Below are 23,881 nucleotides of genomic sequence, written 5' to 3' on the forward strand. Positions count from 1 at the left end.
AAGTGAAGTTAGTAAAAGGGGCCGATATAGAAATTGTTGAATATTTACTTCAAGCTGAAAAGAATAGGAAGGAAGTAGTAAAAGTAACGGATAAGCATCCTGATTTAACGGTGGATGATGCTTATAGAGTGCAAAAATGTTTGATTGAACAAAAAATGAAGGAAGGTTCTAAAAGAGTTGGTGTAAAACTTGGATTAACGAGTAAGGCAAAACAACAAATGATGGGTATTGATGAAGCAATTTACGGATATTTGTTGGATGATATGTTAGCGTTCGAATGGGAGCCCTTGCAATACGAAACATTGATTCATCCAAAAGTAGAGCCAGAGATCGCTTTTTTAATAGGAGAGGATTTACAAGGTACGAATGTTACAGCCGATGATGTATTAAAGGCAACAAAATATGTCGCTCCAGCTTTAGAGATTATTGATAGCAGGTATTTAAATTTTAAATTTACATTACCTGATGTAATAGCAGATAATTGTTCCTCTTCAAAGTTTTTATTAGGAAGTAAATGGATTGATATTAAAGAAATAGAACTAGCTAATGTAGGGATGGTTATGTCGAAGAATGGTAAGATTGCTACGACTGGAACAGGAGCAGCGGTACTAGGACATCCAGCAGAGGCGATTGCTTGGGCGGTAAATAAACTTGGTTTACAAAATGAAGGATTGAAAAAAGGTGATATCGTATTAAGTGGAGCATTATCAGAAGCCATTGCATTTAAAGCAGGAGATTCTATTATTGCACAATTTGATGGTTTAGGAAGTGTAGCGATGTTTTGTGAATAAATAGTAAAGTGAGAGATAAAAATGCCCATTATACAAATTCAAATAATAGAAGGTAGAAAGCAGGAGCAAATTCAAAATCTAATATTTGATGTTACAGAGGCGGTTGCGAAAAATTTAGATGTAGATGTTGGGCGTGTACGTGTTTTAGTAAATGAAATACCTAGTTCACATTGGGGAGTAGGAGGAAAGTCGAAAGCTAGTTTAGGAGAAAATTAGTTGGTAATAAAAGCAATTTTCATTCCTTTAGGAATGGGGATTGCTTTTATTATTTTGAAAAGTTTTAATAATATGTTAAGATTTATTTTTGGTTTAAAGGAGATAAGGGGGAAGAAACATGCAAATACTACTAATACGCCACGGTGAATCAGAAGCTGATATTTTAAATGTACATGAAGGTCGAGCTGACTTTGAATTAACAGAAAAGGGAAGACAACAAGTACAAAGACTTGTACAGAAAGTGAAAAAGGATTTTGCGCCAGATTTCATTTGGGCAAGTACATTAAAACGTGCTCGCGAAACTGGTGAAACATTAGCAGAAGGAATCGGGTGTCCAATTCAATTAGAAGAGGAATTAATGGAGTTTAATAATGGGGTACAAGCAGGTTTATCTTTTGAAGAAGCGAAAAAATATCCAGAGCCAAAGTTCTTGCATGATCGCTTTGAGAATGGAGAATCATTTATTGAATTTCGAATGAGAATAGAAGGAATCTTTTCAAAAATCGTGACAGAGAATACATATGAACGAATTGCAATCGTTGCTCATGGTGGAGTAATAAATAGTATATTACGTGCATTTTTCCAAATGCCGATTAGCATGGACTATTATTTTAAAATGGGAGATACGGGAATTAGTTTGATTGAGCTTACCGATAAACAGAAAACTGTTCATTTTATAAATGATACAAATCATTTAGATGGAATGTAAGAGGATATGTACAAAGTTGTATTTTTCGATGTTGACGGTACGCTGTTAAGTGAGATTGATAGAAGTATGCACGAAAGTACAAAAGAAGCGATACAAAGATTAATAGATAAAGGGATTCACGTAGTTGTTACAACAGGGAGACCATATAGTTTATGCTCACAATTTAAAGAGCTGGGCATAAATACGTTTATTTCTGCAAATGGTGCACATATAAAATGTGCTAATGAAGTTATACATAAATCGGTATTTTCAAGTGAAATTGTTCATGATATTTCAAGTTTCGCTGAATTACACGGTCACAGCGTTTCTTATTTTACAGAAGAATTTGCTATGAATGGTATTGCCTCGAAAGATGAACGTGTAATACGAGCACTAAACGAAACGTTAAATTTAGAGCAGTATCCTGACAAAGTTAGAAACTTGTTAGAAGAGGTTTATTGTGTATGTCTGTATGCTGATGAAACAGAGGCTCAAAAATTTTTGAAAAGATATCCAATGCTTACGTTTGAACGTTTTCATGGTTACGTTATGAATGTGTTGGAAGATAATAAAGTATCGAAGCTAACTGCAATTCAAAAGGTATTGGAACATCTGAAAATTTGTAAATCAGAAGCAATTGCTTTCGGAGATGGTGGAAATGATATCGAAATGTTACAGTATGTAGGGTTAGGGATTGCGATGGGGAACGGTGGAGAAGAGTTAAAAGCAAGAGCTGCTTTTGTTACAAAGAAGGCGAGTGAAGGTGGAATAGCTTTTGCTTTAAATGAATTTAAGATTATTTAAAAAGATATCTTTATTCGAATAAAGATATCTTAGGATCTTTAATATGCTCAACTAATAAAATATGAATTTGCCCGCGATGATGATAAAAGTGTGCAACGATTTCAAGCAACCATTCAAATCGAGAGTAAGAAACACCCCAATAGGCAGTCATAACTTCTGCTAATTCTTCTTGGGAATAGGAAAGAAATGTTTTAGAGAGAAGATTGTATCCTTCAATTATTGTTTGTTGCATTTGAACAATTGTTTCTGGTGTATGTTCTATATAAAAGGTATGTAACTCTTTTTCCGTAATACCATTTAATATGAGTAAATCAGCATGACAAATGAGAGAAAGGTGTGCGCACATTTCAAATAATGAACGCTTTGATTCAATTGATTTCATTTTCAAATCACTTTCAGTATACTGTTTAAGTATTTGACTAGAAGTATCAACAGCAACTTTAAGTTGATGTAATGCGGATTGAACAAACATTGTAATTCTCCTCGCCTCCGTATATAATAGTTTATTAAGGGTATTATATCATACTAAAAATTCTGAAAATTCTAGTAGTTTGACTAGCATAGTGAAAAGTATTATATTGTAAAAGGTCATATGAAACGTGAAATAGAATGGAATGTAATTATTGAGTTAGGAGTTAGACCAATGAGCTTGAAATATGGAAGAGATACAATTGTTGAAGTTGACTTAAATGCTGTAAAACATAATGTAAAAGAATTTAAAAAACGTGTGAATGATGAAAATATTGCAATGATGGCTGCTGTAAAAGCGAATGGGTATGGTCATGGGGCAGTTGAAGTTGCCAAATCGGCTATTGAAGCAGGAATAAACCAACTTGCAGTTGCATTTGTAGACGAAGCAATTGAATTAAGAGAAGCTGGAATCACTGTACCTATTTTAATTTTAGGATATACACCAGTAGCAGCTGTAGAAGATGTAATTCAATATGACGTTATGATGACTGTTTATAGAGTAGAAGATTTACAAGGTATAGATGAAGCTGCAAACCATCTTCAAAAGAAAGTGCGAATTCATGTGAAAATTGATACAGGAATGAGCCGTATCGGTTTACAGGAAGAAGAAGTTAAACCGTTTTTTGAAGAGTTAAAACGTATGCGATATGTAGAAGTAGTAGGGATGTTTACACATTACTCTACCGCTGATGAAATAGATAAAACTTATACAAATATGCAAACAAGTTTGTTTGAGAAAGCTGTAAATACAGCGGAAGAATTAGGAATTCATTTTCCATATATTCATAGTTCAAACAGTGCAGGATCAATGGAACTTAGTAATACATTTCAAAATATGGTTCGTGTCGGTATTGGAATTTACGGTATGTATCCTTCAAGAGAAGTGGATCATACAGTTGCTTCCTTACAGCCAGCGTTGTCTTTAAAATCAAAAGTAGCTCATGTTAAACATGCGAAGAAAAATCGTGGTGTTAGCTATGGAAATACGTATGTAACAACGGGTGACGAATGGATTGCAACTGTACCAATTGGTTATGCTGATGGTTATAATCGTCAGTTATCTAATAAAGGGCATGCATTAATTAATGGAGTACGAGTACCTGTAATTGGCCGTGTTTGTATGGATCAGCTTATGCTAGATGTTACAAATGCAATGCCAGTACAAGTAGGAGACGAAGTTGTATTCTACGGCAAACAAGGTGAAAAAGAGATTGCAGTAGAAGAAATAGCTGATATGTTAGGTACAATTAACTATGAAATTACATGTATGTTAGATAGAAGAATTCCACGTGTGTATAAAGAAAATGATGAAACGACTGCTGTTGTAAATATATTAAGAAAAAACTGAATCATTTTGATTCAGTTTTTTTATTTTTGACAAGTGAAAAATACTCTATTTGTACCGTGTAATTGAATATTGTTAAACCCTACAGATTTTAAAAAGTTTATAATTTCGTCTTTTGAGTAACATGCTTCTTCAAAAGAAAAGTCACTTCTTTTCCAAATCCCATTTGTATCATGTTTAAATAATATGAAGTTCATTTCTGCTTTTTTATTTTCATTATCATATGTAGAATCAATTGTACAAACATATTCCTTCTCTGAAATATGAAACGAAGAGATGACGTAGTGGAATTGCTCATTTACATTGAAATAGCGAGCATCACCGACGATAAAGGTTGCATCTGGCGCATTTTGACGTGCGTATTCAATCATTTGAGCAGAACCATCTATACCGGTTACTACAAAATTATTATCAATTAGTTTCCTAGTAAGATGACCAGTCCCGCAACAAAGATCTAATACACGGGAATGACTGGGAGCAAATTGTAAAATGAGTTTTTCATATTTGGGATAGGAGAGTTCTGCAAAATGCCCCCAATGTTTATTATAAATGGATGCGAAAATATCATAATCAGAATAAATAAGTTTTTTAGACATAAATATCCTCCTTACTATTCATCAAATTATAATAGTCATGCTTCGTGACAATTTCAAAACCGCATTGTGTATAAAGCTTCAAAGCATTATTATTCTTTGTTTCAACTTGCAATTCAATTGTTGTAGCACCGTTTGTGAAGAGTGTATGTGTCATATAGCTTAAAATAGCTTTACCGTATCCTTTACCTTGATAGGAAGGATGGACAGCGAATCCTGACAGAGTAGTAGAATGTTCTTGTTGCGAAACTGTAATTGTTCCAATTACTTTTTCATTAATAACAGCGCTGTAAACTTTATGAGAAGGTGAAGTTATCATTTTTTGTAACCATGTAGCCGTATTTTCTACTGAATCTCCAAAAGCTTTACTAGAAATTTCAATAAGGCCCAGAAGTGATTCGGAAGATGCAAGAGTAAGCTGTATATTACTCTCCGTTGTTTTTTGAATTTCTTTTGCTTTGAACTCCATACTATACTCGCTATATAAATAAGGTAGCTTCATCTGTTTTGCAAATTCTTTTCCAGAAGCAGAATCCCCATTCATAATAAGAAGAGCTTCTTCTGCCTCTCTTTTTTGTATTTCTTTCATTGCAGTTTGTAACAGGTTAGTTCCGAATCGTTGTTTTCTAAAATGAGGATGTACAAAGCCTATTAATTCAAGTTTTGTTGGTCTTTCGAAATCATACATATTTAAAGCACCAATTAATTGAGTCCCGTTATAAAGAAGAAAATCGTTTGTTTGATCTTCATTTCGATTCGTTAAAAAGTTGATATGTAAATCTGAGGAGTAATCAAGAGTGTCTTGTTGCCCGCAAATATAAGCTAAATCTTTCAATTGCTGTATTTCACTTTCTGTTAAAGAACTCTTTTTCTGAATATCCATTTCATAATCCCTCTCATTCGTATCTAAAAATAGGATGGGTAACTTAACCATTTCTTTAATTCCACACTACCTTGAACAGATAATAGTCGGTACAAATAACGATAAGGCTGTCTACATTCTTCAAGATGAGGAATAGACATAATTGTTTCGTAACCACATTTAAAAGCATGAGCCTCTTTTTCTGTAAGTACATATTCTAATCCGATAAAATCAAACTCTCGTGGAGCAACTGCGTAAGCTTCAGTATCTACTAAACCCGTAATAGATGTACCATCTGATAAAAACTGAGTAGGGTCCATATCAATTAAAACGAGTGTAGATTCCTTCGGTGTTGGCAAGGAAGAGAGCTGTGACTCAAAATTATGAAATGCATTCTGTATGCTCTCGTTATCGGAATAAAACATATTCACTAGCTCGTTACTCACTTTTAAAATGTGTGGCTGGAATTCATCTAGTGGAACTTGGAACGTACTTGACGGATTTCCTATGAAATTTGCTTTAAACATATGAATTTTTGCTAGTCCTTGTCCGAGATTGAACAATATAGAATCTGGTTGCCCGATAAAGGATTGAACTGTTTTACCTACTAACTTTTCGACAACAACGAACTCTCGATCATTTAAAATATGTTTTTCTAAAATAGTTGGGATGGGAAGATTAGTATGATTTTGCAGCAATGTATGCACCGTTTCCAAATGATGCACGTTCCTTGGGTCAATTCCAAATAGATTTTTGCATCCGCACCAAAAATCATTATTTGGCTCTTCATTCATTTTAGAAGAACGAACGATAACTTCTGCATCTTCTGTTTGAACAAGAAAAACGTCGCTTGCATGATCTTCATAGCCTGGATGTAAGGCTTGAACGGATAGAATAGGTGAGGTGAATAGTTGTTGTAACATGAAGGAGCTCATTTTTCTGTAAATTCTATAAATTTATTATATAACAGATTATGTACTACGTGGATAATGATAGGGGATAATACAGAACATAAATAAATTTATAGTGAGAAATTAGAATAGAAATTATATTTTTCTAGTTTTATATGAATTATCAAAATATTTCTTTGAGTGATTAACGTGTAAAAATGCTCGAATGTAAAGTACGTATTTAACAGGATATGGAGAGTAAAAGGGGAAATAAGTATTCATTTATAAGCTTTTGTAATCGTAATAGTGCGGGATACAGAAAATATTTCTCAATAATAAAATGAAGAGAAACATATGAAGAAGTAGAATAGATTCCTTTATAATAGATTTAAATTAATTAACTTAATTAATTATTAATTAAGTTTTGTTAGGTGGAAAGGAGAGAATGTTATGGCGAACGTACTTGTAATAAATTTTCCTGGAGAAGGCCATATTAATCCGACGCTAGCAGTTGTTAGTGAGCTAATTCGGCGTGGGGAAACAGTCGTGTCATATTGTATTGAAGATTACAGAAAAAAGGTTGAAGCAACAGGTGCTGAATTTCGAGCATTTGAAAACTTTCTTTCACAAATCAATATTATGGAACGAGTAAATGAAGGTGGTAGTCCTTTAACGATGCTATCTCATATGATGGAAGCATCAGAACGTATTGTTACTCAAATAGTAGAAGAAGCAAAAGGAGAAAAGTACGATTATTTAATATACGATAATCATTTTCCAGTAGGACGTATTATAGCGAATGTTTTACAATTACCTAGTGTTTCTTCTTGTACAACTTTTGCTTTTAATGAGTACATTACTTTTAATGATGAGCAAGAATCGAGACAAATAGATGAAACTAATCCACTATACCAATCTTGTTTAGTTGGAATGGAAAGATGGAAAGAGCGATATGGAATGAAATGTAATAGTCTGTATGATATTATGAATCATCCTGGTGATATTACTATTGTATATACTTCAAAAGAATATCAGCCGCATTCGGATGTATTTGATGAATCTTATAAATTTGTTGGTCCATCAATTGCTACTCGTAAAGAAGTGGGTAGTTTTCCTATTGAAGATTTAAAAGATGAAAAAGTGATTTTCATTTCTATGGGGACAGTTTTTAATGAGCAACCGGTGTTGTATGAGAAATGTTTTGAAGCGTTTAAAGATGTAGATGCGACGGTCGTATTAGTCGTTGGTAAAAAGATAAATATAAATCAATTTGAAAACATTCCGAATAACTTTAAGTTGTATAATTATGTGCCACAATTAGAAGTTTTACAACATACTGATGTATTCGTGACACATGGAGGTATGAATAGTTCGAGTGAAGCGTTATATTACGGTGTTCCGTTAGTTGTAATTCCGGTAACAGGAGATCAGCCATTAGTTGCGAAACGATTAACTGAAGTAGGGGCAGGCATAAGACTTAATCGTAACGAATTAACTTCTGAATTGTTACGTGAAACTGTAAAGAAAGTAATGGATGATGTGACGTTTAAGGAAAATAGTCGTAAAGTTGGAGAGTCGCTTAGAAATGCTGGTGGGTATCAAAGGGCAGTTGAGGAAATATTTAAATTAAAAATGAAGCCGTATTTAAAGATTAAATAGATGTCAAAAACACACTTACTTTTATTGTGTAAGTGTGTTTCTTGTATTACGCATTAAATGTGTTACATAAAAATAGCGATAATGGTGAAACTTTTGTGTATATAAACCGGTATCTTTGTATTAGTAGAAAAATTACGGTAAAATAATACTAAGAAAATACATAAGTTTTGGGGGTAATGAATGAAAAAAGTATTTGAATACGTATTGTTAACTATTGGATCAATTATTGTAGCTGGTTCACTAGAGCTTATTTTAGCACCTAATGGACTAGTAGATGGCGGGGTAACGGCGATTGCTATTATGGCAAATAAGGTTGCCGGATTGCCGCTTTATGGCGTGTTTTTAGGGCTTAATATCCCAATTTTATTATTTACTGCAAGAGTAATGGGAAAGAAGTTTTTTATCCGTACATCTTATGCAAATGTAGTTACAACACTCGGATTGATTTATTTAAAACCATTTCCAGCAATTACGACTTCGGAATTATTAATTGTACTTTACGGAGGAGTTCTATTTGGAGTTGGTGTTGGAATCGTTGTAAAAATGGGCGGAGCAATTGACGGATCAGAAATGTTAGCTGTTTGGATGAACAAGCATTTTAAAGTACCAATTAGTACATTTTTACTTGCTGTAAATGCAGTTATTTTTGTATTTGTTGCTATTTTATTTTCAATTGAGCAAGCGATGTTCTCCTTAGCAATTTTTTATATTGTTACGAAGATGATTGATTTCATATTAGACGGTATTAATCAAGGAAAGAGCGTCATGATTATTTCGAACAAAAATAAAGAAATTGGCGAACTGCTTATGAAAGAATTGCAACTGTCTGTTACGTATCTACATGGAGAAGGTGGTTTTTTAGGAGAGCATCAGAGAATCATTTATTGTATTACAAACCGTTTCATTTATCCAAAAATGAAAGATCTCGTTCTCTCTGTAGATCCAAGTGCTATAATTGAAGCTTCTTATTCAACAGAAACAACTGGTGTAAAGCGTCCAGGAAGGACAGCGAGATCAGGGCAAGTATCAGAAAAGTAGTGAGTGAAAATAACTCCACGTAAGTATAACTTGCGCGGAGTTATTTTTAGTTAGGAAACCAGACTTTTTTCAGTAATTTGACAACAGTTTCGATACAATCTTCTGGAATACCACCGAAACCGAGTAATACATATGACGCCTCTCTTAAATTATGTACAGAATCATATGTAGAGAGCGGGTACAATTTGATTCGTTGTTTTGCAGCAGTATTAATAAGTTCTTGTTCGTTCATCCCATTATGAACATGGAGTACAATATGAAGTCCTGATTGTTCGCCAAGTATATGAACGTGAGCTCCCATTTCGTCCATGATAGATTTAACTAATGAAATGTGCTTTCTTTTATATAACGTACGAATTCGATTTATATGACGTTCCCAATCACCTTTTTGAATAAAGGTGGCAAAAGCGAGTTGCTGCATTGTAGAAACCGTTTGTTTAAACATGCCCCCAAGTTCTTTATAAGCACTTAAAAGATGAGGCGGTAAAACGATATATCCCATTCGTAAAGAAGGTAAAAAGGATTTCGAGAAAGTTCCCATATAAATAACGCGTTCATTTGAATCTAGTCCTTGCAAAGAAGGAATTGGTTTTCCTACATAGCGGAATTCCCCGTCGTAATCATCTTCAATAATATATCCCCCGCAATCATTCGCCCATTTTAATAATTCGAGTCTTCTAGATAACGGCATAATTATTCCAAGTGGAAATTGGTGAGATGGGGTGAGGTATGCAACATTGGCGCCTGATTCACGCAAAGCTAAAAGATGAATACCTTTATCATCTAAAGGAATAGGATGAACGGGAAGACCAGAACTTTGAATCATAGCAGTTACACGGTGAAATCCAGGATTTTCGATTCCATATTCTTTTTTGGAGCCGAGCAGCTGGAGGAGTAGCCAAAGAAGCGGTTGCGTACCCGCTCCGATAATAATTTGATCAGGTGAAGAATGTACCCCGCGAGCATGATATAAATATTTTGAAATATGTTCTCGAAGAACGAACTCACCTTGGGGATCTTCTTTAGAAAATAATTTATCTTCGTACTGGAATAAAGTTTCGTTTAAGGCTCTTTTCCAGTTTGTGATTGGAAAAGCTTTTTGATCAATAAGCCCTTGGCTACAATCATAGTCATATCGTTCTTCTATATTATTGTTAGTTTTGTACGACATATTTTGTTCATTTTTTGACATGATATTAATATCAACTTCCGCAACAAAAATACCCCGTTTCGGTTTGCTTTCTACATATCCTTCAGCTATTAATTGTTGATAAGCAGATTCAACAGTAATACGGCTAATATTAAGTTGTACTGCTAAATTTCTGTGAGATGGAAGACGTCTGCCGGCCGGGAGTGTTCCTAGAGAGATTTCTCGTTTCATATAATCATAAATTTGTAAGTAAATTGGTGTTTTACTTTCTAATTGCAGTGGAATAGTAAAATCCATTTTTGCGTTCTCCTTTAAATACTGGCCTTATAAAAAAGAATTGAACTGTCACTTAAGAGAATGACAGTTACTTTCTATAATGATGATATAACATTTAGAAAATTTTATAAACAGTTAGGAGAGAGACATAGTGAATATTAGAGAAGTAGTAACAGAAGGCGATTTATATAAAGTATTACCCGTTTTACAGCAATTACGAACGAAACTTTCAAAAGAGGAAGCAAGTTCTTTATTTCGAAAAATGAAAGAAGAAAATTATCAACTACTCTCGTTACGTAATGAAGATGATGAAATTGTTAGTCTTGCTGGTGTAGCGGTTTGTACGAATTTTTATAATGAAAAGCATGTATTTGTTTATGATCTTGTAACGGCGGAGGCTCACAGGTCGAAAGGATATGGAAAAGTTCTTCTGTCATATGTAGAAAAATGGGGGATAGAAAAAGGGTGCAGTTCTATCGTTCTTACATCAGCGTTTCCAAGAGTCGATGCGCATCGTTTTTATGAAAGAGAAGGGTATGATAAAGTAAGTTATTCTTTTTATAAAGAATTATAATTAAAAGTAGGTTCTATATGGGATGGCATATAGAACCTACTTTTAATTTAGAAGTGAAGGATGAAGAGGGTTAATAACTTATTTTGTCGAAGAGTTTCTTTATAATTGAGACGATAATAGTGAATTTAAAGAAGGTTAGGGGAGTTTATACTTGGAAAAAATTCAGAAACTATTAATCCCAAAAGGTGTAAGAGTTATCGTAATATCTGATATTCATGGCGAATTAGAGCTTTTTAAGGAACTATTACATAAAGTTAACTTTAAAGAAGAGGACTATTTAATTATTAATGGTGATATTTGTGAAAAAGGAAGAGATAGCATCGGTGTAGTCAACTACGTCTTGAATCTTGTAGAGAACAATTCAAATGTTCATGTTGTTGAAGGGAATTGTGAAGTGATAATTGAAGCGCTTGTAAATGAAAATCCTGCGCTAATAAATTATTTATGTACGCGAAAAAATACAATTTCTAATGAATGGCTAGGGAAATTGAACGTTACCATTAATGAAGAAAGTGATATTTGTGAAGTGAAAAACATATTGATGAGCCATTTTTCAAAAGAAATAAAGTGGCTAACAGAATTGCCAACTGCTATTGAAACTGAGGATTATATCTTTGTACATGCTGGCCTTGAAGATAGAGAGGATTGGAAACAAACAGACAGGAAAAATGCAATTGCAATGCCAGAGTTTTTTAATAAGTCACACAGAGCGGATAAGTACGTAATTGTTGGACATTGGCCTGTTGTGAACTATTCCGAGGAGGCGCCGTCTAACAATCCAGTTATTGATAAGGAGAAAAAAATTATTGCGATTGATGGTGGTAATGCGATTAAAGAAGCAGGGCAATTAAATGCATTTATTATTCATCGAGAGAATCTTAACGATACATTTTCCTATACATATGTAGATCATTTTCCGCAGTATGAAGTATTAGCGGATTTTAACGCAAATTCAATAATGAAAGGCGGAGTTACGTATCCGCATTATTACATAGAACTTGTTGAGGAAATGAAAGATTTTACTTTATGTAAACAAATTGAAACGAATGAAATGCTTCATGTGAAAAACGAGTATATAAAGCAACTTGAATCAGGGGAGTATACAGTGAAAACTGATATTTCTTGTGCTCAAATAAGTGTAAAAAAAGGTGATGTAGTCACGCTTATTGATGACAGCTGTATAGGATATGATTTAGTCAAAAAAGATGGTGTGGAAGGTTGGATAGAGAAAGGAATTCTTCTTGAAATGAATGAGAGGGAGTTGAAAATATATAGCTGAAAATGGGAGGGAATATATCCTCCTATTTTTTATGATGTAGGCGCTGAAATCGTATTTCTTCTAATTTGCTATGAAGTTCATCTTCTAAGTTAAACTCAAAAAAATTAGCCAACTTGCATAAATAAGCTAAACAATCTGTAAGCTCTTTACCGAGATTTTCGCGTATTTTTGCTTTAGTTGCTATGTGTGCTGCATCTTCTGAAATTCCATTTTTCTTTAGTTCTTCAGTTGTATAAAAGAGTGTACGAAATTCTTCGGCTACCTCTGCAACTTCAGTTGTTAATAGCATATGTGTGTAAAGGAGAAATTCTTTGCTACGCTGAAAGTCATCGCGCTTATCATTATGACTCCAATTCATTTCCTCTTGAAAACGTTGGTACATTTTTTGAACTTGTTCCACGTCAATGGTCCTCCTTAGAAAAAATAAAGTCCTGGGTTAATAAATTTATTATACGTATCAAATAGTCTTAAGGGGACAATCTGTAACAAAATTATATAACATAAAAAGGTTTGTGTTTTGATTTTTCTGAAAAGAGATTATAATTTATATATATTAAATAGTAAGGGATGTAGGAGGGAATTATGCAAAACGTTATATTAAAGGGGAACAAAGTTACAATTCGTACAATTGAAGAATCAGATATAAAAACATTATGGAGCCTCGTATATAAAGAAGAAAACCCAGAATGGAAGAAATGGGATGCACCATACTTTCCAATATCAATGCAAGAATACACGCCATATAAAGAAAATTCACAAAAACGTTTAAAAGAAGAACCGCTATCGAAATTAATTGTCGAACATGACGGTCAAATCATTGGGACAGTAGGTTTTTATTGGGAGCATAAACCGACGCGTTGGTTGGAGATGGGAATTGTTATTTATAATCCAACATACTGGAATGGTGGATATGGTACAGAAGCATTAACACTATATAGAGATTTGCTATTTGAAAATATGGAGATTGGTAGAGTGGGGCTCACGACTTGGTCTGGAAATGAACGAATGATGAAAGTAGCAGAAAAAATAGGAATGAGATTAGAAGGTAGAATGCGAAATTGTCGATATTATAACGGGACATACTATGATTCTATTCGAATGGGAATGATTCGTGAAGAATGGGAAGAGCTTTGTGTAACGAAGGGGTGAGGAAGCGTGTACGCTATTATTGCTACATTTGATAGAGTGTCTACTTATAAAATTAGAGAATTGCAAAGTGAATTAACGAATATAATCGGAACAAACCAACTAGCTGGAGTAGAACCCCATATTACATTGGCTGATTATAATGAGTTAGATGTTAATTTATATACGGAGAAATTAAAGGAGTTTGTAGCTTTCCAAGAGAACATTGTTGCTGTAACTTTTCCTTCTGTTGGAACTTTTCCTACTAACGGAACGATCTTTCTAGCACCGATCATTACCAATGAATTATTAAGATTTCATCATTCTTATCATGATTATTTCAAAACTTTTCATGATAATCCAAACTCATATTACGTACCAGGAAAATGGGTTCCGCATTGCACGATTGCTAATCAGTTAAATTCAAATCAGTTTTTAAGTGTAATGGAGTATATATATGAAAAATTTGATGTTACAACAGCTTCGATTGGGAAGTTAAAATTAATTAAAGTAAATTATGAAAATGGTTCTGCCATTTCTTCTAGTATATTAGCAGAATATAATTTAAAGAGAATGGAGGCATCAAGATGACATATGTAATTAGAGAAATGAAGCAAGAAGACATTCATGCTGTACAATCAGTAGCGAAAATAGCTTGGCATGATACATACGAAGGAATTATTCCGAGAGAGATTCAAGATAGTTTTTTAGATGAAGCATATTCTGATGAAAAAATGAAATATCGTCTTAAAAATACACATTTATTTGTTGCGGAAGAAGAGGGAGAAGTAATTGGCTTCGCGAATTTTTCTCCGATCAGATTACAAAATGAGGCAGAATTAGGTGCGATTTATTTATTACCAGAGCAGCAAGGAAAAGGTATAGGAAGCGCTTTATTACAAAAAGGGATCACGACGTTAAAAGGGATTCGAAAAATGTACATTCATGTAGAAGCGGAAAATGAAAAAGGAAAACGATTTTATGAAGCGAAAGGTTTTGCAGCTTTAGAGCAATTTGATGAAGATTTCGAAGGGCATATGCTGCAAACAGTGAGGATGGTTTTATACATATAAGGAGGATTAGAAATGAGAATATTAGATTTCAGTGAAAAAGTAGGGAAGCACATATCAGCATTTCAATCTAACTTTATAATGTCAAAAATATTAAATCATCAAGGGAATATACATATCGGTGCCGTGCATTTACAAGAGAATGGAATCATCGGATATCATGAAGCAGTTGTATCTCAACTGCTTCTTATTGTGGACGGCGAAGGATATGTGTGCGGGGCCGATAAAGAAAAATTGAAAGTGAAAGCAGGACAAGCTGTTTTTTGGGAAAAGGGAGAGTTTCATGAGACAAGTACGGAAAAAGGATTGATGGCAATTGTAATTGAGTCAGACGGTCTTGAAAATGGTATTTCAATGATGATTAGAGGGCAGGAGGGAGAAAGGAATGATTACAAAAGCGAATGAGAAAGAAACGGAAAAAATATTACATTATGCAGCTCAATCACTTTTCGAAGGAACGAGAGGGAATTGTCAACTAAGTAAGGAAAAAGCGATTGAAATCACAAAGCCTTTAGTAGAAAAAGGAGCATATTATTTAGTTATAAGAGAAGAAAATAATATAGTTGGATGGATATTGATAGGAGAAAATACAGAATATTTTTCTCGTGAAAAACTTGGATTTATTTATGAGTTGTATGTTTTTTCGGAGTATCGCGGGAGAGGATTATCACGAAAACTAATGAAAGCTGGGATCAAGGAACTACAAGAAAAGTATTCAGAAATTCGCTTGAATGTATTTGCAGGGAACTTTGCGAAAGAGATGTACGAAGATTTCGGTTTTATAGAAAGGCAAGTGGTTATGACTTTGCGGGGATATTAGCTAGTTATGGAGAGGAGTTTTTACAACTATTTTCGTCTTATTATCCTAATTTAGAAGGAGTAAAGGAGCGAATGTACTTTTATAAAAGTACATTCGCTCTTCAAGAAGCATTATTTGGTGTACTAAATAATGATAAAAAAGCTTTTGAAGCTGGAATAGCACAATATGTATAAAAGCCGATTTCAAATCGGCTTTTTATTATCTATACATCGTCCACATCCCAATATCTTTAAACCCTAATCGTTTATAAATTCGTCCAGCAGCTGGATTGTTATAAAATAAGCAAAGCGTGCGCCCTTCATTCGTAAAGCCTTGAATCATTTTCTGTAATATGAGCGAAGCGTATCCGCTCCCGCGATAATTTGGGTGTGTACATACGCCAACAACCATAGCGGATAATGAGTTTTCAGCGGAAGTAGAGGCGGATGCGATGATTGCACCGTCTTTTTCAATATAATATGTACGTCCTGTATTTGTTTCGATAGCTTGCCTTAACATTTTTTCTGATTCATTAGCAGCTGGGAATTCAGCGATGTTACTTCGTAATTGCATAATTCGTTCTATATCATCTAGTGAGGCAAGTTTAATTGTTTCATGAATAGGTGAGCTAGGTAATTTATTGTCATCTAGACATTCGCAAAAATGCATTTCATTTTTGACGCCTAGTTGTATACTTTGAGTAGCTTCAAATTTTTCTACAATGTTTGATTTGCCAGAGAGTTTAAGCGGCTTATATGCCGAAAGAAGTTCCTCATAGTCAGCAACTACAAAGTCCTCTTTACTATACGGTATAAATGAATCGTGGAAGCGAAGTAAAATAGATTTTAACGCGCCATCCTCATTAAAATTTCCCCATAGTTCTTGAAAGTCTTTGTCATATCCGAAAGCTTCAATATCTCCAATGATAAATAAGTTAAGGGCAGCTTCTTCTTTTAGAAAAGTAAATACTTGTTCATGATCTTTCTTTGTTAATTTTCGTATCATAACAAATCTACCTCTTTTTGTTTTTTCTAAATATTATAACTTTATGTTTTTGAAATCAATATAAAATTTTATGTTTAGTTCACAAACTTTCGGAAAAACTAGGAAAGATATGACAAAGGAGGTTATGAACGGTGGATCATCCAATTCAAGGATTAATGAAAGCAGCAATGGAAAATTTGAAGGAAATGGTCGATGTAAATACGATTGTTGGAGAGCCTGTTCAAACGGCTGACGGTGGTGTAGTGTTAACGGTTTCTAAAGTAGCGTTCGGTTTTGGAGCAGGAGGTTCTGATTTCCAGACGAATGATGGGCAAAGAGCGAACAGTAACCCTGCATTTGGTGGCGGTAGCGCGGGTGGTGTGTCAATTACACCAGTAGCATTTCTAGTGGTGAATAAAGATGGGGTTAATATTCTTCATTTGCAAAATGCGACACATTTAGCAGAAAAAATAATTGAATTAGCTCCACAAACAATCGATAAAATCCAATCGATGTTCCAAAAAGATGAAAAAAAAGAGGGGAATCATCATCCTCAAAATCCAGATGATATCCTTTAAAAACGCCTGCTTATGAGCAGGCGTTTTTTCTTGTAATCAGTATGTAATAAAACACATGAAATTGTAAATAGTTTTTGAAGTTTTTTCTATGTTTCTAAAATTTTTCATGTTAAAATATGCTATAGAATTGAAACATACAAAACGAAGGTGGCTAGGTGCTTTGTCTGGAGGATCTGACCAAGTAAAAAATATGATATATATTAATGGTAATCGTCGGGGTCATTGTTTTATTACATCTGGAATTACGTTTAAAGAGTTTGCAAGTAACATCCCTTCACCACTTCACCAAGTATTGCTTTTAAAGCATAATTTTGAGTGGACAGATTTTCATTATCATACTTTATTTGAATATGTCGAGGAAGAAAACATACATAAACTTATTCAAGCAGAGATTGATGAATTTGATGAATTTTGTTGGGTAGATTTTGATGATGCAAGCGATTTAGATGAATTAGAGCCAAAAGAAATTGCAGAACTTTTATATTTGGCTCACAAAAAAGAACCACTCGGAAGAACATTCTTCCCGTTGCTGAAAAATAGATTTGTTTATTTTTCACATGATGATGGTTGGTACAACAAAGTGTACTACCGTAGAATCAGTGATTTTGTGGGAATGCTAAGTAAAGTGATTCCATATAAACTCGGTTCGTTTGGAAAAACACGTTTTTCTTTCTTCCAAAAATCAAAGATCTTCCCAGCAATTTCAAAGGAAGTTATCCTTGGGCTTGTTCCGTTAATGGAAGATGGGTTATACATTGATTTAGCGGGGAAAATTGAGTCAAGAAGAGGTCTTGAAATTCCGGTATATGTAGTGGGATCATTCGAAAGTACGGATGAGGTACTAGATAATATCGATGAATTGAAAGCGGAAGCAACAGAAACGGGTTGGCTCATTTTTGATAAGAAAGAACAAGAGTGGCAATGGGTTGTAGACTAAGAAAACTTGGCGCATGAAGTCAAGTTTTCTTGTCTTTTGAAAGGAGAACAAATGAAGAAATATTATACAATTGTGGGTATTGTAAGTATTATTCTCGTGACGATATTACTTATAACTTGTCCGAAAGAATCAGATTTTAAATTGTATTTAGAGGATAAGTATGCATTGAAATGTGACGAGAGTAGCTTTGAATGCACGCAAAATGTAGATGAAAAAAAAGAGAAATTACAGTTTGAAAGTATTGATGCACGAAATGGTGTTTTCTTTATGACTGTAAAGCAAACGTATAAAACAGAAGCTGGTGTTACGAAAGAATATAGCGGAGTAGGTATATTCGGTACATTTCTTTTTGTTTCAGAGAAGACTTTCTAGTAATAGAAGGTCTTTTTTTTATGCTTATGTTCATATAGATGAAGTAAGACAAGCATAGGAGGGGTATTGATGAAGAAGGGATGTATCGTTTGTGGTGGTGAGGAGTTTTTTTCTTCAACATTATATGCACGTACGAAACAAGATTGGGCATATGCGCCAAACATGTACCGATTTGAAAAGGTGTTTATTGAGCATAGAGATGAAGAAAATTATCCAGTTTTTCAAGAAATTACAGCGAAGCATTGTTGTGGATGCGGTCATATCATGTTGTATCATGAATGAACACACCAAGTATAACTTGGTGTGTTTTTTTTAAAACGCTGATAAAGCAAGCGGATATAGTAAAGTGAATAAAACAGAAAAACTGCCAAAACCAATTGCTGTATATCCGAGTGTTCTCGCTCCGAAATTGACAGCTAATAAACCAACTAAAATCGCAAGGGAGCCGAGTGTAACTGGATAAAAAGCAATGGAGAATAACGAAAGAAATAAAGCAACATAGCCTACCATTGCACCGGTATTTGTACCTTCTATTTCATTTGCAATTTCTTTGCGCTCATGTCTAATCGGAATGCCGGCCGGAGATATTTCAGCTGCATACTCTTCGTTTTTTTCACCACTTTTAAAATGATGATTTCTCTTTCTTCGCATATACATCCCTCTCTTTCAATTGGGTGTATCTATAGTATCCTTCATAAAGACAAGAACATGAGCATGAGTTATACCCAAGTAAAGCAAAAATTGGAGAATGTAGATTCCGTTGCTATCTTATCCTGCTCATTGTGAGAATAAACAGGAATTAAGGAAAATGATGTAGAATGAAATGAATGATAATAACTGAAGGTAGGGGAATGTATGGCGGAGTTTAATTGGCATGAATCGGCAGAGAAGAAATGGGATAGCAATGCAGAGTTTTGGAATCAAAATAGTCAGGAGATGTGGGATAGCGGGAGCAGGAGTACAATCATTCCATTTTTTGAGCAGTATGTAGAAAAAGAAGCACAAGTGTTAGATGTTGGCTGTGGTGATGGGTATGGTACATATAAATTAAGTCTTACTGGGTACAAAGCGGTTGGGATAGACTTATCGGAAGTTATGATTCAAAAGGGTAAGGAACGCGGAGAAGGTCCAAACTTATCTTTTATAAAAGGTGATCTTTCTTCATTACCATTTGAAAATGGACAATTTGAGGCAATTATAGCAATTAATTCTTTAGAATGGACCGAGGAGCCATTACAAGCATTAAATGAAATAAAGCGTGTTTTAAAGAAAGATGGATACGCATGTATTGCAATTTTAGGGCCGACAGCAAAGCCACGTGAGAATAGTTATCCTCGTTTATATGGAAAAGATGTTGTTTGTAATACGATGATGCCTTGGGAATTTGAACAGTTAGCGAAAGAACAAGGTTTTGAAGTTATAGATAGTACCGGCGTATATAAGCGCGGAGTAAATGAGAAGATGTTAGGTCAACTACCTACAGAGTTACAACAAGCGTTAACGTTTTTATGGGTATTTATGTTAAAAAACGTATAATAAAATTGAAGGATTTTAGGAGGTAAATAAGTGCAGAAAATACAAAAAACTGATACAATATCATCAGAACCAATTAAAGGGGGACTAGGGTATATGACAATTACTACAACAGTTAAATCTGATATTGAAATCGCACAAGAAGCAAGTATGAAGAAGATTCAAGAAATTGCAGCTGAGTTGAATATTTTAGAAGAAGAATTAGAGCCATACGGACATTATAAAGGCAAGTTATCTCTTGATATTTTTAAGCGCTTACAAGATGAGAAAGATGGCAAAGTTGTTTTAGTAACAGCGATTAACCCGACTCCAGCAGGAGAAGGTAAATCAACAGTAACAGTTGGTTTAGGTCAAGCTTTTAATAAAATTGGTAAGAAAACAGTAATTGCGCTTCGCGAACCATCTCTTGGACCAACAATGGGATTAAAGGGCGGAGCAGCAGGTGGTGGTTTTTCACAAGTAGTACCAATGGAAGATATTAACCTTCACTTTACTGGAGATATCCATGCGATTACAACTGCCAATAACGCATTAGCGGCGTTTATTGATAATCATATCCAACAAGGAAACGCACTTGGAATTGATACACGTAAAATTGTATGGAAACGCTGTGTTGACTTAAATGACCGTGCCCTTCGTAATGTAGTAATTGGCCTTGGTGGACCGGTTCAAGGTGTACCACGTGAAGACGGTTTTGACATTACAGTAGCATCTGAAATCATGGCCGTATTCTGCCTTGCGACAGATATTCAAGATTTAAAAGCGCGTCTATCTCGCATCGTGGTTGCTTATAATTTTGCAAATCAACCTGTAACAGTGAAAGATTTAGGTGTAGAAGGTGCGTTAACACTTCTATTAAAGGACGCATTAAAACCGAACTTAGTACAAACATTAGAAAATACACCGGCTATTATTCATGGCGGACCATTTGCGAATATCGCTCACGGTTGTAACAGTGTTATTGCTACGACAATGGCAGCGAAATTAGGCGATTACGTTATTACAGAAGCTGGATTTGGTGCTGATTTAGGTGCTGAGAAGTTTTTAGACATTAAAGCACGTGCAGCTGGTATTAAACCAGAAGCGGTAGTTATTGTTGCGACTATTCGTGCGCTTAAAATGCATGGCGGTGTAGCAAAAGATCAATTAAAAGAAGAAAATGTAGATGCGTTAGCAAAAGGAATGGAAAACTTACAGAAGCATGTTGAAACAATTCAAAGCTTCGGTGTTCCATTCGTAATTGCTATTAACAAATTTATTACTGATACAGATGCAGAAGTTACATACTTACAAGAATGGTGCAATGAGCGTGGCTATGCAGTATCCTTAACTGAAGTTTGGGAGAAAGGTGGCCAAGGCGGAGTTGACCTTGCTGAGAAAGTGTTAAAAGAAATTGACAAAGGTGAAAATAACTACGCGCCACTTTATGAATTAGAATTGCCATTAGAAGAAAAAATTCGTACAATTGCTCAAAAAGTGTACGGCGCAAAAGATATTGAATTTGCTCCGAAAGCACGTAAGCAATTAGCTCAATTTGAAGGAGAAGGCTGGAGTAACCTACCAATATGTATGGCGAAAACACAATATTCTCTTTCTGATGATGCAACAAAACTAGGTCGTCCATCTGACTTTATCGTTACAATTCGCGAATTGAAACCATCAATTGGTGCAGGATTTATCGTTGCGTTAACAGGAACAATGTTAACAATGCCAGGTCTTCCTAAACAGCCAGCTGCGCTTCAAATGGATGTAAATGAAGATGGAAAAGCAGTAGGTTTATTCTAAAAGGTTGTAATTCATCTCGTTTATCTGTAAACTATATATACATCAAGTGGCGCCTTTCCATAGAAAGGCGCCTGTTTTTTGGAGGAAATTATGTTTGATCCAACTGCTTTTGAAAATTTAAAGGTAATCGTGGAAGGAGCTGTCTATGATTTCGATCTACACGGTGATATTCTTGTAACAGATCGAAAAGATGTGATGGACCTTGCTTCATTAAGTCGTATGTATAGTATTTCATTTCAACTAACAGAAACATTTAAAACGTTGGTAGAAGCAACATTTTCGCTATCTGTTGATGCAAAGAATTTATCAGGTGAAATATTAGAGGTACCTCAGTTTATACCAGGTTGTGAAATGAAGTTGGAATTTTCGTTCCCGATGGAGCAACCAGAGGTAGGATGCCGCGAAATTGAAGCTGTATTGCAATCTATATGGGGAAAAGAGCGAATGATTTCGCAGAAAATTTCATACGAATATAATAAGCAAGCGATTTCATATCATAATAAGGTAGAGGTTCTATTTCAAAAAGCGATTACAGAAGACCATGTTGATGATTTAATAGCTGTTATTTCACACATGATAGAAACGGTGCGAACAATACAACATTTTCTTCAAAAATAGAGATAAAGGAGAAAAACAAATGATAAAAGATATGCAACCATTTTTACAACAAGCTTGGGAAAAGGCTGGTTTTAAAGAGTTTACTGAAATTCAAAAACAAGCGATTCCAACTATTTTAGAAGGACAAGACGTTATAGCTGAATCTCCAACTGGAACAGGAAAAACACTAGCGTACTTATTACCCCTTTTACATAAAATTAATCCTGAAGTAAAACAAGCTCAAGTTGTGATTGTAGCGCCAACTCGTGAACTTGTTATGCAAATTCATGAAGAAGTTCAAAAATTTACAGCGGGAACTGATATTTCAGGTGCATCTTTAATTGGTGGTGCAGACATTAAGCGCCAAGTAGAAAAATTAAAGAAACATCCGAGAGTTATTGTCGGTTCACCAGGACGTATTTTAGAGTTGATTCGTATGAAAAAACTAAAGATGCATGAAGTGAAAACGATTGTATTTGATGAGTTTGATCAAATTGTAAAACAAAAGATGATGGGTGCTGTACTTGATGTAATTAAATCAACGATGCGCGATCGTCAATTAGTATTCTTCTCGGCGACAATAACGAAAGCGGCAGAAGACGCGGCACGTGATTTGACAGCTGAACCACAATTAGTACGTGTAACACGTTCAGAGGCAAAGAGCCTAGTTGAGCATACGTATATCGTGTGTGAACGTCGTGAAAAAAATGATTATATAAGAAGAATTATGCATATGGGAAATGTAAAAGCAGTTGCCTTCTTAAATGACCCATTCCGTTTAGATGAAATTACTCAGAAACTGAAATTCCGTAAAATGAAAGCAGCAGCTCTTCATGCAGAGGCAAATAAACAAGAACGTGAAGCAACGATGCGTGCATTCCGCAGCGGGAAATTAGAAATTCTACTTGCTACTGATATTGCAGCACGTGGAATAGATATCGATGATTTGACACATGTAATTCACTTAGAATTACCAGACACTGTAGACCAATACATTCATCGCTCAGGACGTACTGGACGTATGGGTAAAGAAGGAACAGTCGTTTCTCTTGTAACAGCACAAGAAGAGCGTAAATTACTTCAATTTGCGAAAAAACTAGGTATCGTGTTTACGAAACAAGAAATGTTCAACGGATCATTTGTAGAAACGAAACCACCAGCACCAAAGAAAAAGAAACCAGCGTTTACTGGGAAGAAAAAACCTAGATAAATGAATGAAAAGACGTAACTATGCGTAGTTACGTCTTTTATGTTTATTGGTAAAGTAGTGAACGAGTCAGTCGATAAATTTCGTGAAGAAATACATATAAAATAAAAATGTTACAGTTGGCGAAATGGTAACTAAGCCTTCTGGTAAAGTGTTTAACTTTGCTGATAGTGAAGGGAATTACTTTGCATTGAGACTCCCGCGACTAAAGTCGCAAGCCCGAATCCTTACGGATTTACGGGTGGGATTCTTGAATGG

General features: G+C 34.7%; 30 protein-coding genes and 2 pseudogenes. 24 read left to right on the top strand and 8 right to left on the bottom strand.

The genetic code is table 11. The annotated features are described in order from the left end of the window. The first annotated feature begins 2 nt into the window (after positions 1-2). From FT637_RS25415 to FT637_RS25430, 4 genes are all read left to right on the top strand, one after another. Positions 3-791 carry a 2-keto-4-pentenoate hydratase gene (locus FT637_RS25415; RefSeq protein WP_193648657.1) on the top strand — a complete coding sequence of 263 codons (789 nt, stop codon included), beginning with the start codon at positions 3-5 and terminating at the stop codon, positions 789-791. Between the two features lie 21 nt (positions 792-812). Further along, positions 813-1,007, top strand: a complete 195-nt coding sequence (locus tag FT637_RS25420) for a 4-oxalocrotonate tautomerase (protein WP_193648658.1) — start codon at positions 813-815, stop codon at positions 1,005-1,007. Between the two features lie 118 nt (positions 1,008-1,125). Continuing rightward, complete coding sequence (locus FT637_RS25425; protein WP_193648659.1) at positions 1,126-1,716, top strand: histidine phosphatase family protein; 591 nt, start codon at positions 1,126-1,128, stop codon at positions 1,714-1,716. A 6-nt stretch (positions 1,717-1,722) separates the two neighbouring features. Beyond that, positions 1,723-2,499 carry a Cof-type HAD-IIB family hydrolase gene (locus FT637_RS25430; RefSeq protein WP_193648660.1) on the top strand — a complete coding sequence of 259 codons (777 nt, stop codon included), beginning with the start codon at positions 1,723-1,725 and terminating at the stop codon, positions 2,497-2,499. Positions 2,500-2,509: 10 nt separating this feature from the next. On the opposite strand, the gene FT637_RS25435 is transcribed toward FT637_RS25430, so the two are convergent. Continuing rightward, positions 2,510-2,971 carry a DinB family protein gene (locus FT637_RS25435; RefSeq protein ID WP_193648661.1) on the bottom strand — a complete coding sequence of 154 codons (462 nt, stop codon included), beginning with the start codon at positions 2,969-2,971 and terminating at the stop codon, positions 2,510-2,512. Positions 2,972-3,142: 171 nt separating this feature from the next. Between FT637_RS25435 and alr the strand changes: the two genes are divergently transcribed. After that, the gene (alr, locus tag FT637_RS25440; RefSeq protein ID WP_193648662.1) at positions 3,143-4,318 is read left to right on the top strand and encodes an alanine racemase; all 1,176 of its coding nucleotides are present in this window, start codon (positions 3,143-3,145) and stop codon (positions 4,316-4,318) included. 20 nt (positions 4,319-4,338) lie between these two features. Here the strand turns inward: alr and FT637_RS25445 are convergent, their stop codons facing one another. Genes FT637_RS25445 through FT637_RS25455 form a run of 3 tightly spaced genes read right to left on the bottom strand, consistent with a single transcriptional unit; the run spans position 4,339 to position 6,693 of the window. Continuing rightward, positions 4,339-4,911: a class I SAM-dependent methyltransferase gene (locus FT637_RS25445; protein WP_193648663.1), complete on the bottom strand. Its 573-nt coding sequence runs from the start codon at positions 4,909-4,911 to the stop codon at positions 4,339-4,341. After that, positions 4,904-5,791 carry a GNAT family N-acetyltransferase gene (locus FT637_RS25450; protein ID WP_193648664.1) on the bottom strand — a complete coding sequence of 296 codons (888 nt, stop codon included), beginning with the start codon at positions 5,789-5,791 and terminating at the stop codon, positions 4,904-4,906. Before FT637_RS25450 ends, FT637_RS25445 begins: the two co-directional genes overlap by 8 nt. A gap of 23 nt (positions 5,792-5,814) precedes the next feature. After that, positions 5,815-6,693 carry a nitrate reductase gene (locus FT637_RS25455; RefSeq protein WP_193648665.1) on the bottom strand — a complete coding sequence of 293 codons (879 nt, stop codon included), beginning with the start codon at positions 6,691-6,693 and terminating at the stop codon, positions 5,815-5,817. 417 nt (positions 6,694-7,110) lie between these two features. Between FT637_RS25455 and FT637_RS25460 the strand changes: the two genes are divergently transcribed. Continuing rightward, positions 7,111-8,319: a macrolide family glycosyltransferase gene (locus FT637_RS25460; protein ID WP_193648666.1), complete on the top strand. Its 1,209-nt coding sequence runs from the start codon at positions 7,111-7,113 to the stop codon at positions 8,317-8,319. Positions 8,320-8,499: 180 nt separating this feature from the next. Next, on the top strand, positions 8,500-9,357 hold the full coding sequence (locus tag FT637_RS25465) for a YitT family protein (protein WP_193648667.1): 858 nt from the start codon (positions 8,500-8,502) through the stop codon (positions 9,355-9,357). Between the two features lie 46 nt (positions 9,358-9,403). Here the strand turns inward: FT637_RS25465 and FT637_RS25470 are convergent, their stop codons facing one another. Further along, positions 9,404-10,804, bottom strand: coding sequence for a PLP-dependent aminotransferase family protein (locus FT637_RS25470; protein WP_193648668.1), 1,401 nt, complete (start codon positions 10,802-10,804; stop codon positions 9,404-9,406). A gap of 130 nt (positions 10,805-10,934) precedes the next feature. Here FT637_RS25470 and FT637_RS25475 point away from each other — a divergent pair, with 130 nt between their 5' ends. Both FT637_RS25475 and FT637_RS25480 read left to right on the top strand, forming a co-directional pair. Next, on the top strand, positions 10,935-11,357 hold the full coding sequence (locus tag FT637_RS25475) for a GNAT family N-acetyltransferase (RefSeq protein ID WP_193648669.1): 423 nt from the start codon (positions 10,935-10,937) through the stop codon (positions 11,355-11,357). A 151-nt stretch (positions 11,358-11,508) separates the two neighbouring features. Next, entirely contained in the window at positions 11,509-12,636 is a 1,128-nt protein-coding gene (locus tag FT637_RS25480) for a metallophosphoesterase (protein WP_193648670.1), read from the top strand. A gap of 22 nt (positions 12,637-12,658) precedes the next feature. Here FT637_RS25480 and FT637_RS25485 read toward each other — a convergent pair whose 3' ends face one another. Continuing rightward, positions 12,659-13,036, bottom strand: a complete 378-nt coding sequence (locus tag FT637_RS25485) for a MazG-like family protein (protein WP_319805968.1) — start codon at positions 13,034-13,036, stop codon at positions 12,659-12,661. A 182-nt stretch (positions 13,037-13,218) separates the two neighbouring features. Here FT637_RS25485 and FT637_RS25490 point away from each other — a divergent pair, with 182 nt between their 5' ends. From FT637_RS25490 to FT637_RS25515, 6 genes and pseudogenes are all read left to right on the top strand, one after another. Next, positions 13,219-13,785, top strand: coding sequence for a GNAT family N-acetyltransferase (locus tag FT637_RS25490; RefSeq protein ID WP_193648671.1), 567 nt, complete (start codon positions 13,219-13,221; stop codon positions 13,783-13,785). Between the two features lie 6 nt (positions 13,786-13,791). Beyond that, on the top strand, positions 13,792-14,352 hold the full coding sequence (locus tag FT637_RS25495; RefSeq protein WP_193648672.1) for a 2'-5' RNA ligase family protein: 561 nt from the start codon (positions 13,792-13,794) through the stop codon (positions 14,350-14,352). After that, positions 14,349-14,834 (top strand): GNAT family N-acetyltransferase, encoded by a 486-nt coding sequence (locus tag FT637_RS25500; protein ID WP_193648673.1) that lies wholly within the window; start codon positions 14,349-14,351, stop codon positions 14,832-14,834. Before FT637_RS25495 ends, FT637_RS25500 begins: the two co-directional genes overlap by 4 nt. A gap of 12 nt (positions 14,835-14,846) precedes the next feature. Continuing rightward, the gene (locus FT637_RS25505; protein ID WP_193648674.1) at positions 14,847-15,236 is read left to right on the top strand and encodes a cupin; all 390 of its coding nucleotides are present in this window, start codon (positions 14,847-14,849) and stop codon (positions 15,234-15,236) included. Further along, positions 15,217-15,651, top strand: coding sequence for a GNAT family N-acetyltransferase (locus FT637_RS25510; RefSeq protein ID WP_193648675.1), 435 nt, complete (start codon positions 15,217-15,219; stop codon positions 15,649-15,651). The genes FT637_RS25505 and FT637_RS25510 overlap by 20 nt, the downstream gene beginning before the upstream one ends. Then, a pseudogene (locus FT637_RS25515) lies at positions 15,630-15,824 on the top strand (aminoglycoside 6'-acetyltransferase); the annotation flags it as partial. The gene FT637_RS25510 and the pseudogene FT637_RS25515, both read left to right, overlap by 22 nt. Before the next feature lie 25 nt (positions 15,825-15,849). Here the strand turns inward: FT637_RS25515 and FT637_RS25520 are convergent. Further along, a complete protein-coding gene (locus FT637_RS25520) occupies positions 15,850-16,635 on the bottom strand; it encodes a GNAT family N-acetyltransferase (RefSeq protein WP_193648676.1) in 786 nt (261 codons plus the stop codon). A 131-nt stretch (positions 16,636-16,766) separates the two neighbouring features. On the opposite strand from FT637_RS25520, the gene ytfJ reads away from it, so the two are divergent. The 4 genes from ytfJ (at position 16,767) to FT637_RS25540 (ending at position 18,783) form a co-directional block, all read left to right on the top strand. Next, complete coding sequence (ytfJ, locus tag FT637_RS25525; RefSeq protein WP_193648677.1) at positions 16,767-17,192, top strand: GerW family sporulation protein; 426 nt, start codon at positions 16,767-16,769, stop codon at positions 17,190-17,192. A gap of 160 nt (positions 17,193-17,352) precedes the next feature. Continuing rightward, positions 17,353-18,129, top strand: a complete 777-nt coding sequence (locus FT637_RS25530; protein WP_193648685.1) for an oxalate:formate antiporter — start codon at positions 17,353-17,355, stop codon at positions 18,127-18,129. 51 nt (positions 18,130-18,180) lie between these two features. Further along, positions 18,181-18,501, top strand: a complete 321-nt coding sequence (locus FT637_RS25535) for a hypothetical protein (RefSeq protein ID WP_193648678.1) — start codon at positions 18,181-18,183, stop codon at positions 18,499-18,501. Positions 18,502-18,570: 69 nt separating this feature from the next. Next, positions 18,571-18,783 carry a hypothetical protein gene (locus FT637_RS25540; protein ID WP_002012518.1) on the top strand — a complete coding sequence of 71 codons (213 nt, stop codon included), beginning with the start codon at positions 18,571-18,573 and terminating at the stop codon, positions 18,781-18,783. A gap of 30 nt (positions 18,784-18,813) precedes the next feature. On the opposite strand, the gene FT637_RS25545 is transcribed toward FT637_RS25540, so the two are convergent. Continuing rightward, the gene (locus FT637_RS25545; RefSeq protein WP_193648679.1) at positions 18,814-19,152 is read right to left on the bottom strand and encodes a permease; all 339 of its coding nucleotides are present in this window, start codon (positions 19,150-19,152) and stop codon (positions 18,814-18,816) included. 204 nt (positions 19,153-19,356) lie between these two features. Between FT637_RS25545 and FT637_RS25550 the strand changes: the two genes are divergently transcribed. From FT637_RS25550 to FT637_RS30705, 5 genes and pseudogenes are all read left to right on the top strand, one after another. After that, a complete protein-coding gene (locus FT637_RS25550) occupies positions 19,357-20,037 on the top strand; it encodes a class I SAM-dependent methyltransferase (RefSeq protein ID WP_193648680.1) in 681 nt (226 codons plus the stop codon). Positions 20,038-20,130: 93 nt separating this feature from the next. Next, positions 20,131-21,819, top strand: a complete 1,689-nt coding sequence (locus FT637_RS25555) for a formate--tetrahydrofolate ligase (RefSeq protein ID WP_227493959.1) — start codon at positions 20,131-20,133, stop codon at positions 21,817-21,819. A 90-nt stretch (positions 21,820-21,909) separates the two neighbouring features. Further along, on the top strand, positions 21,910-22,437 hold the full coding sequence (locus tag FT637_RS25560; RefSeq protein ID WP_142395873.1) for a hypothetical protein: 528 nt from the start codon (positions 21,910-21,912) through the stop codon (positions 22,435-22,437). 19 nt (positions 22,438-22,456) lie between these two features. After that, a complete protein-coding gene (locus FT637_RS25565) occupies positions 22,457-23,626 on the top strand; it encodes a DEAD/DEAH box helicase (RefSeq protein ID WP_193648682.1) in 1,170 nt (389 codons plus the stop codon). Positions 23,627-23,726: 100 nt separating this feature from the next. Further along, positions 23,727-23,816: pseudogene (locus tag FT637_RS30705) on the top strand (VOC family protein); the annotation flags it as partial. Positions 23,817-23,881: the final 65 nt, after the last annotated feature.

The organism is Bacillus cereus (assembly GCF_015071065.1).
In the GTDB taxonomy this organism is placed as follows: domain Bacteria; phylum Bacillota; class Bacilli; order Bacillales; family Bacillaceae_G; genus Bacillus_A; species Bacillus_A cereus_BA.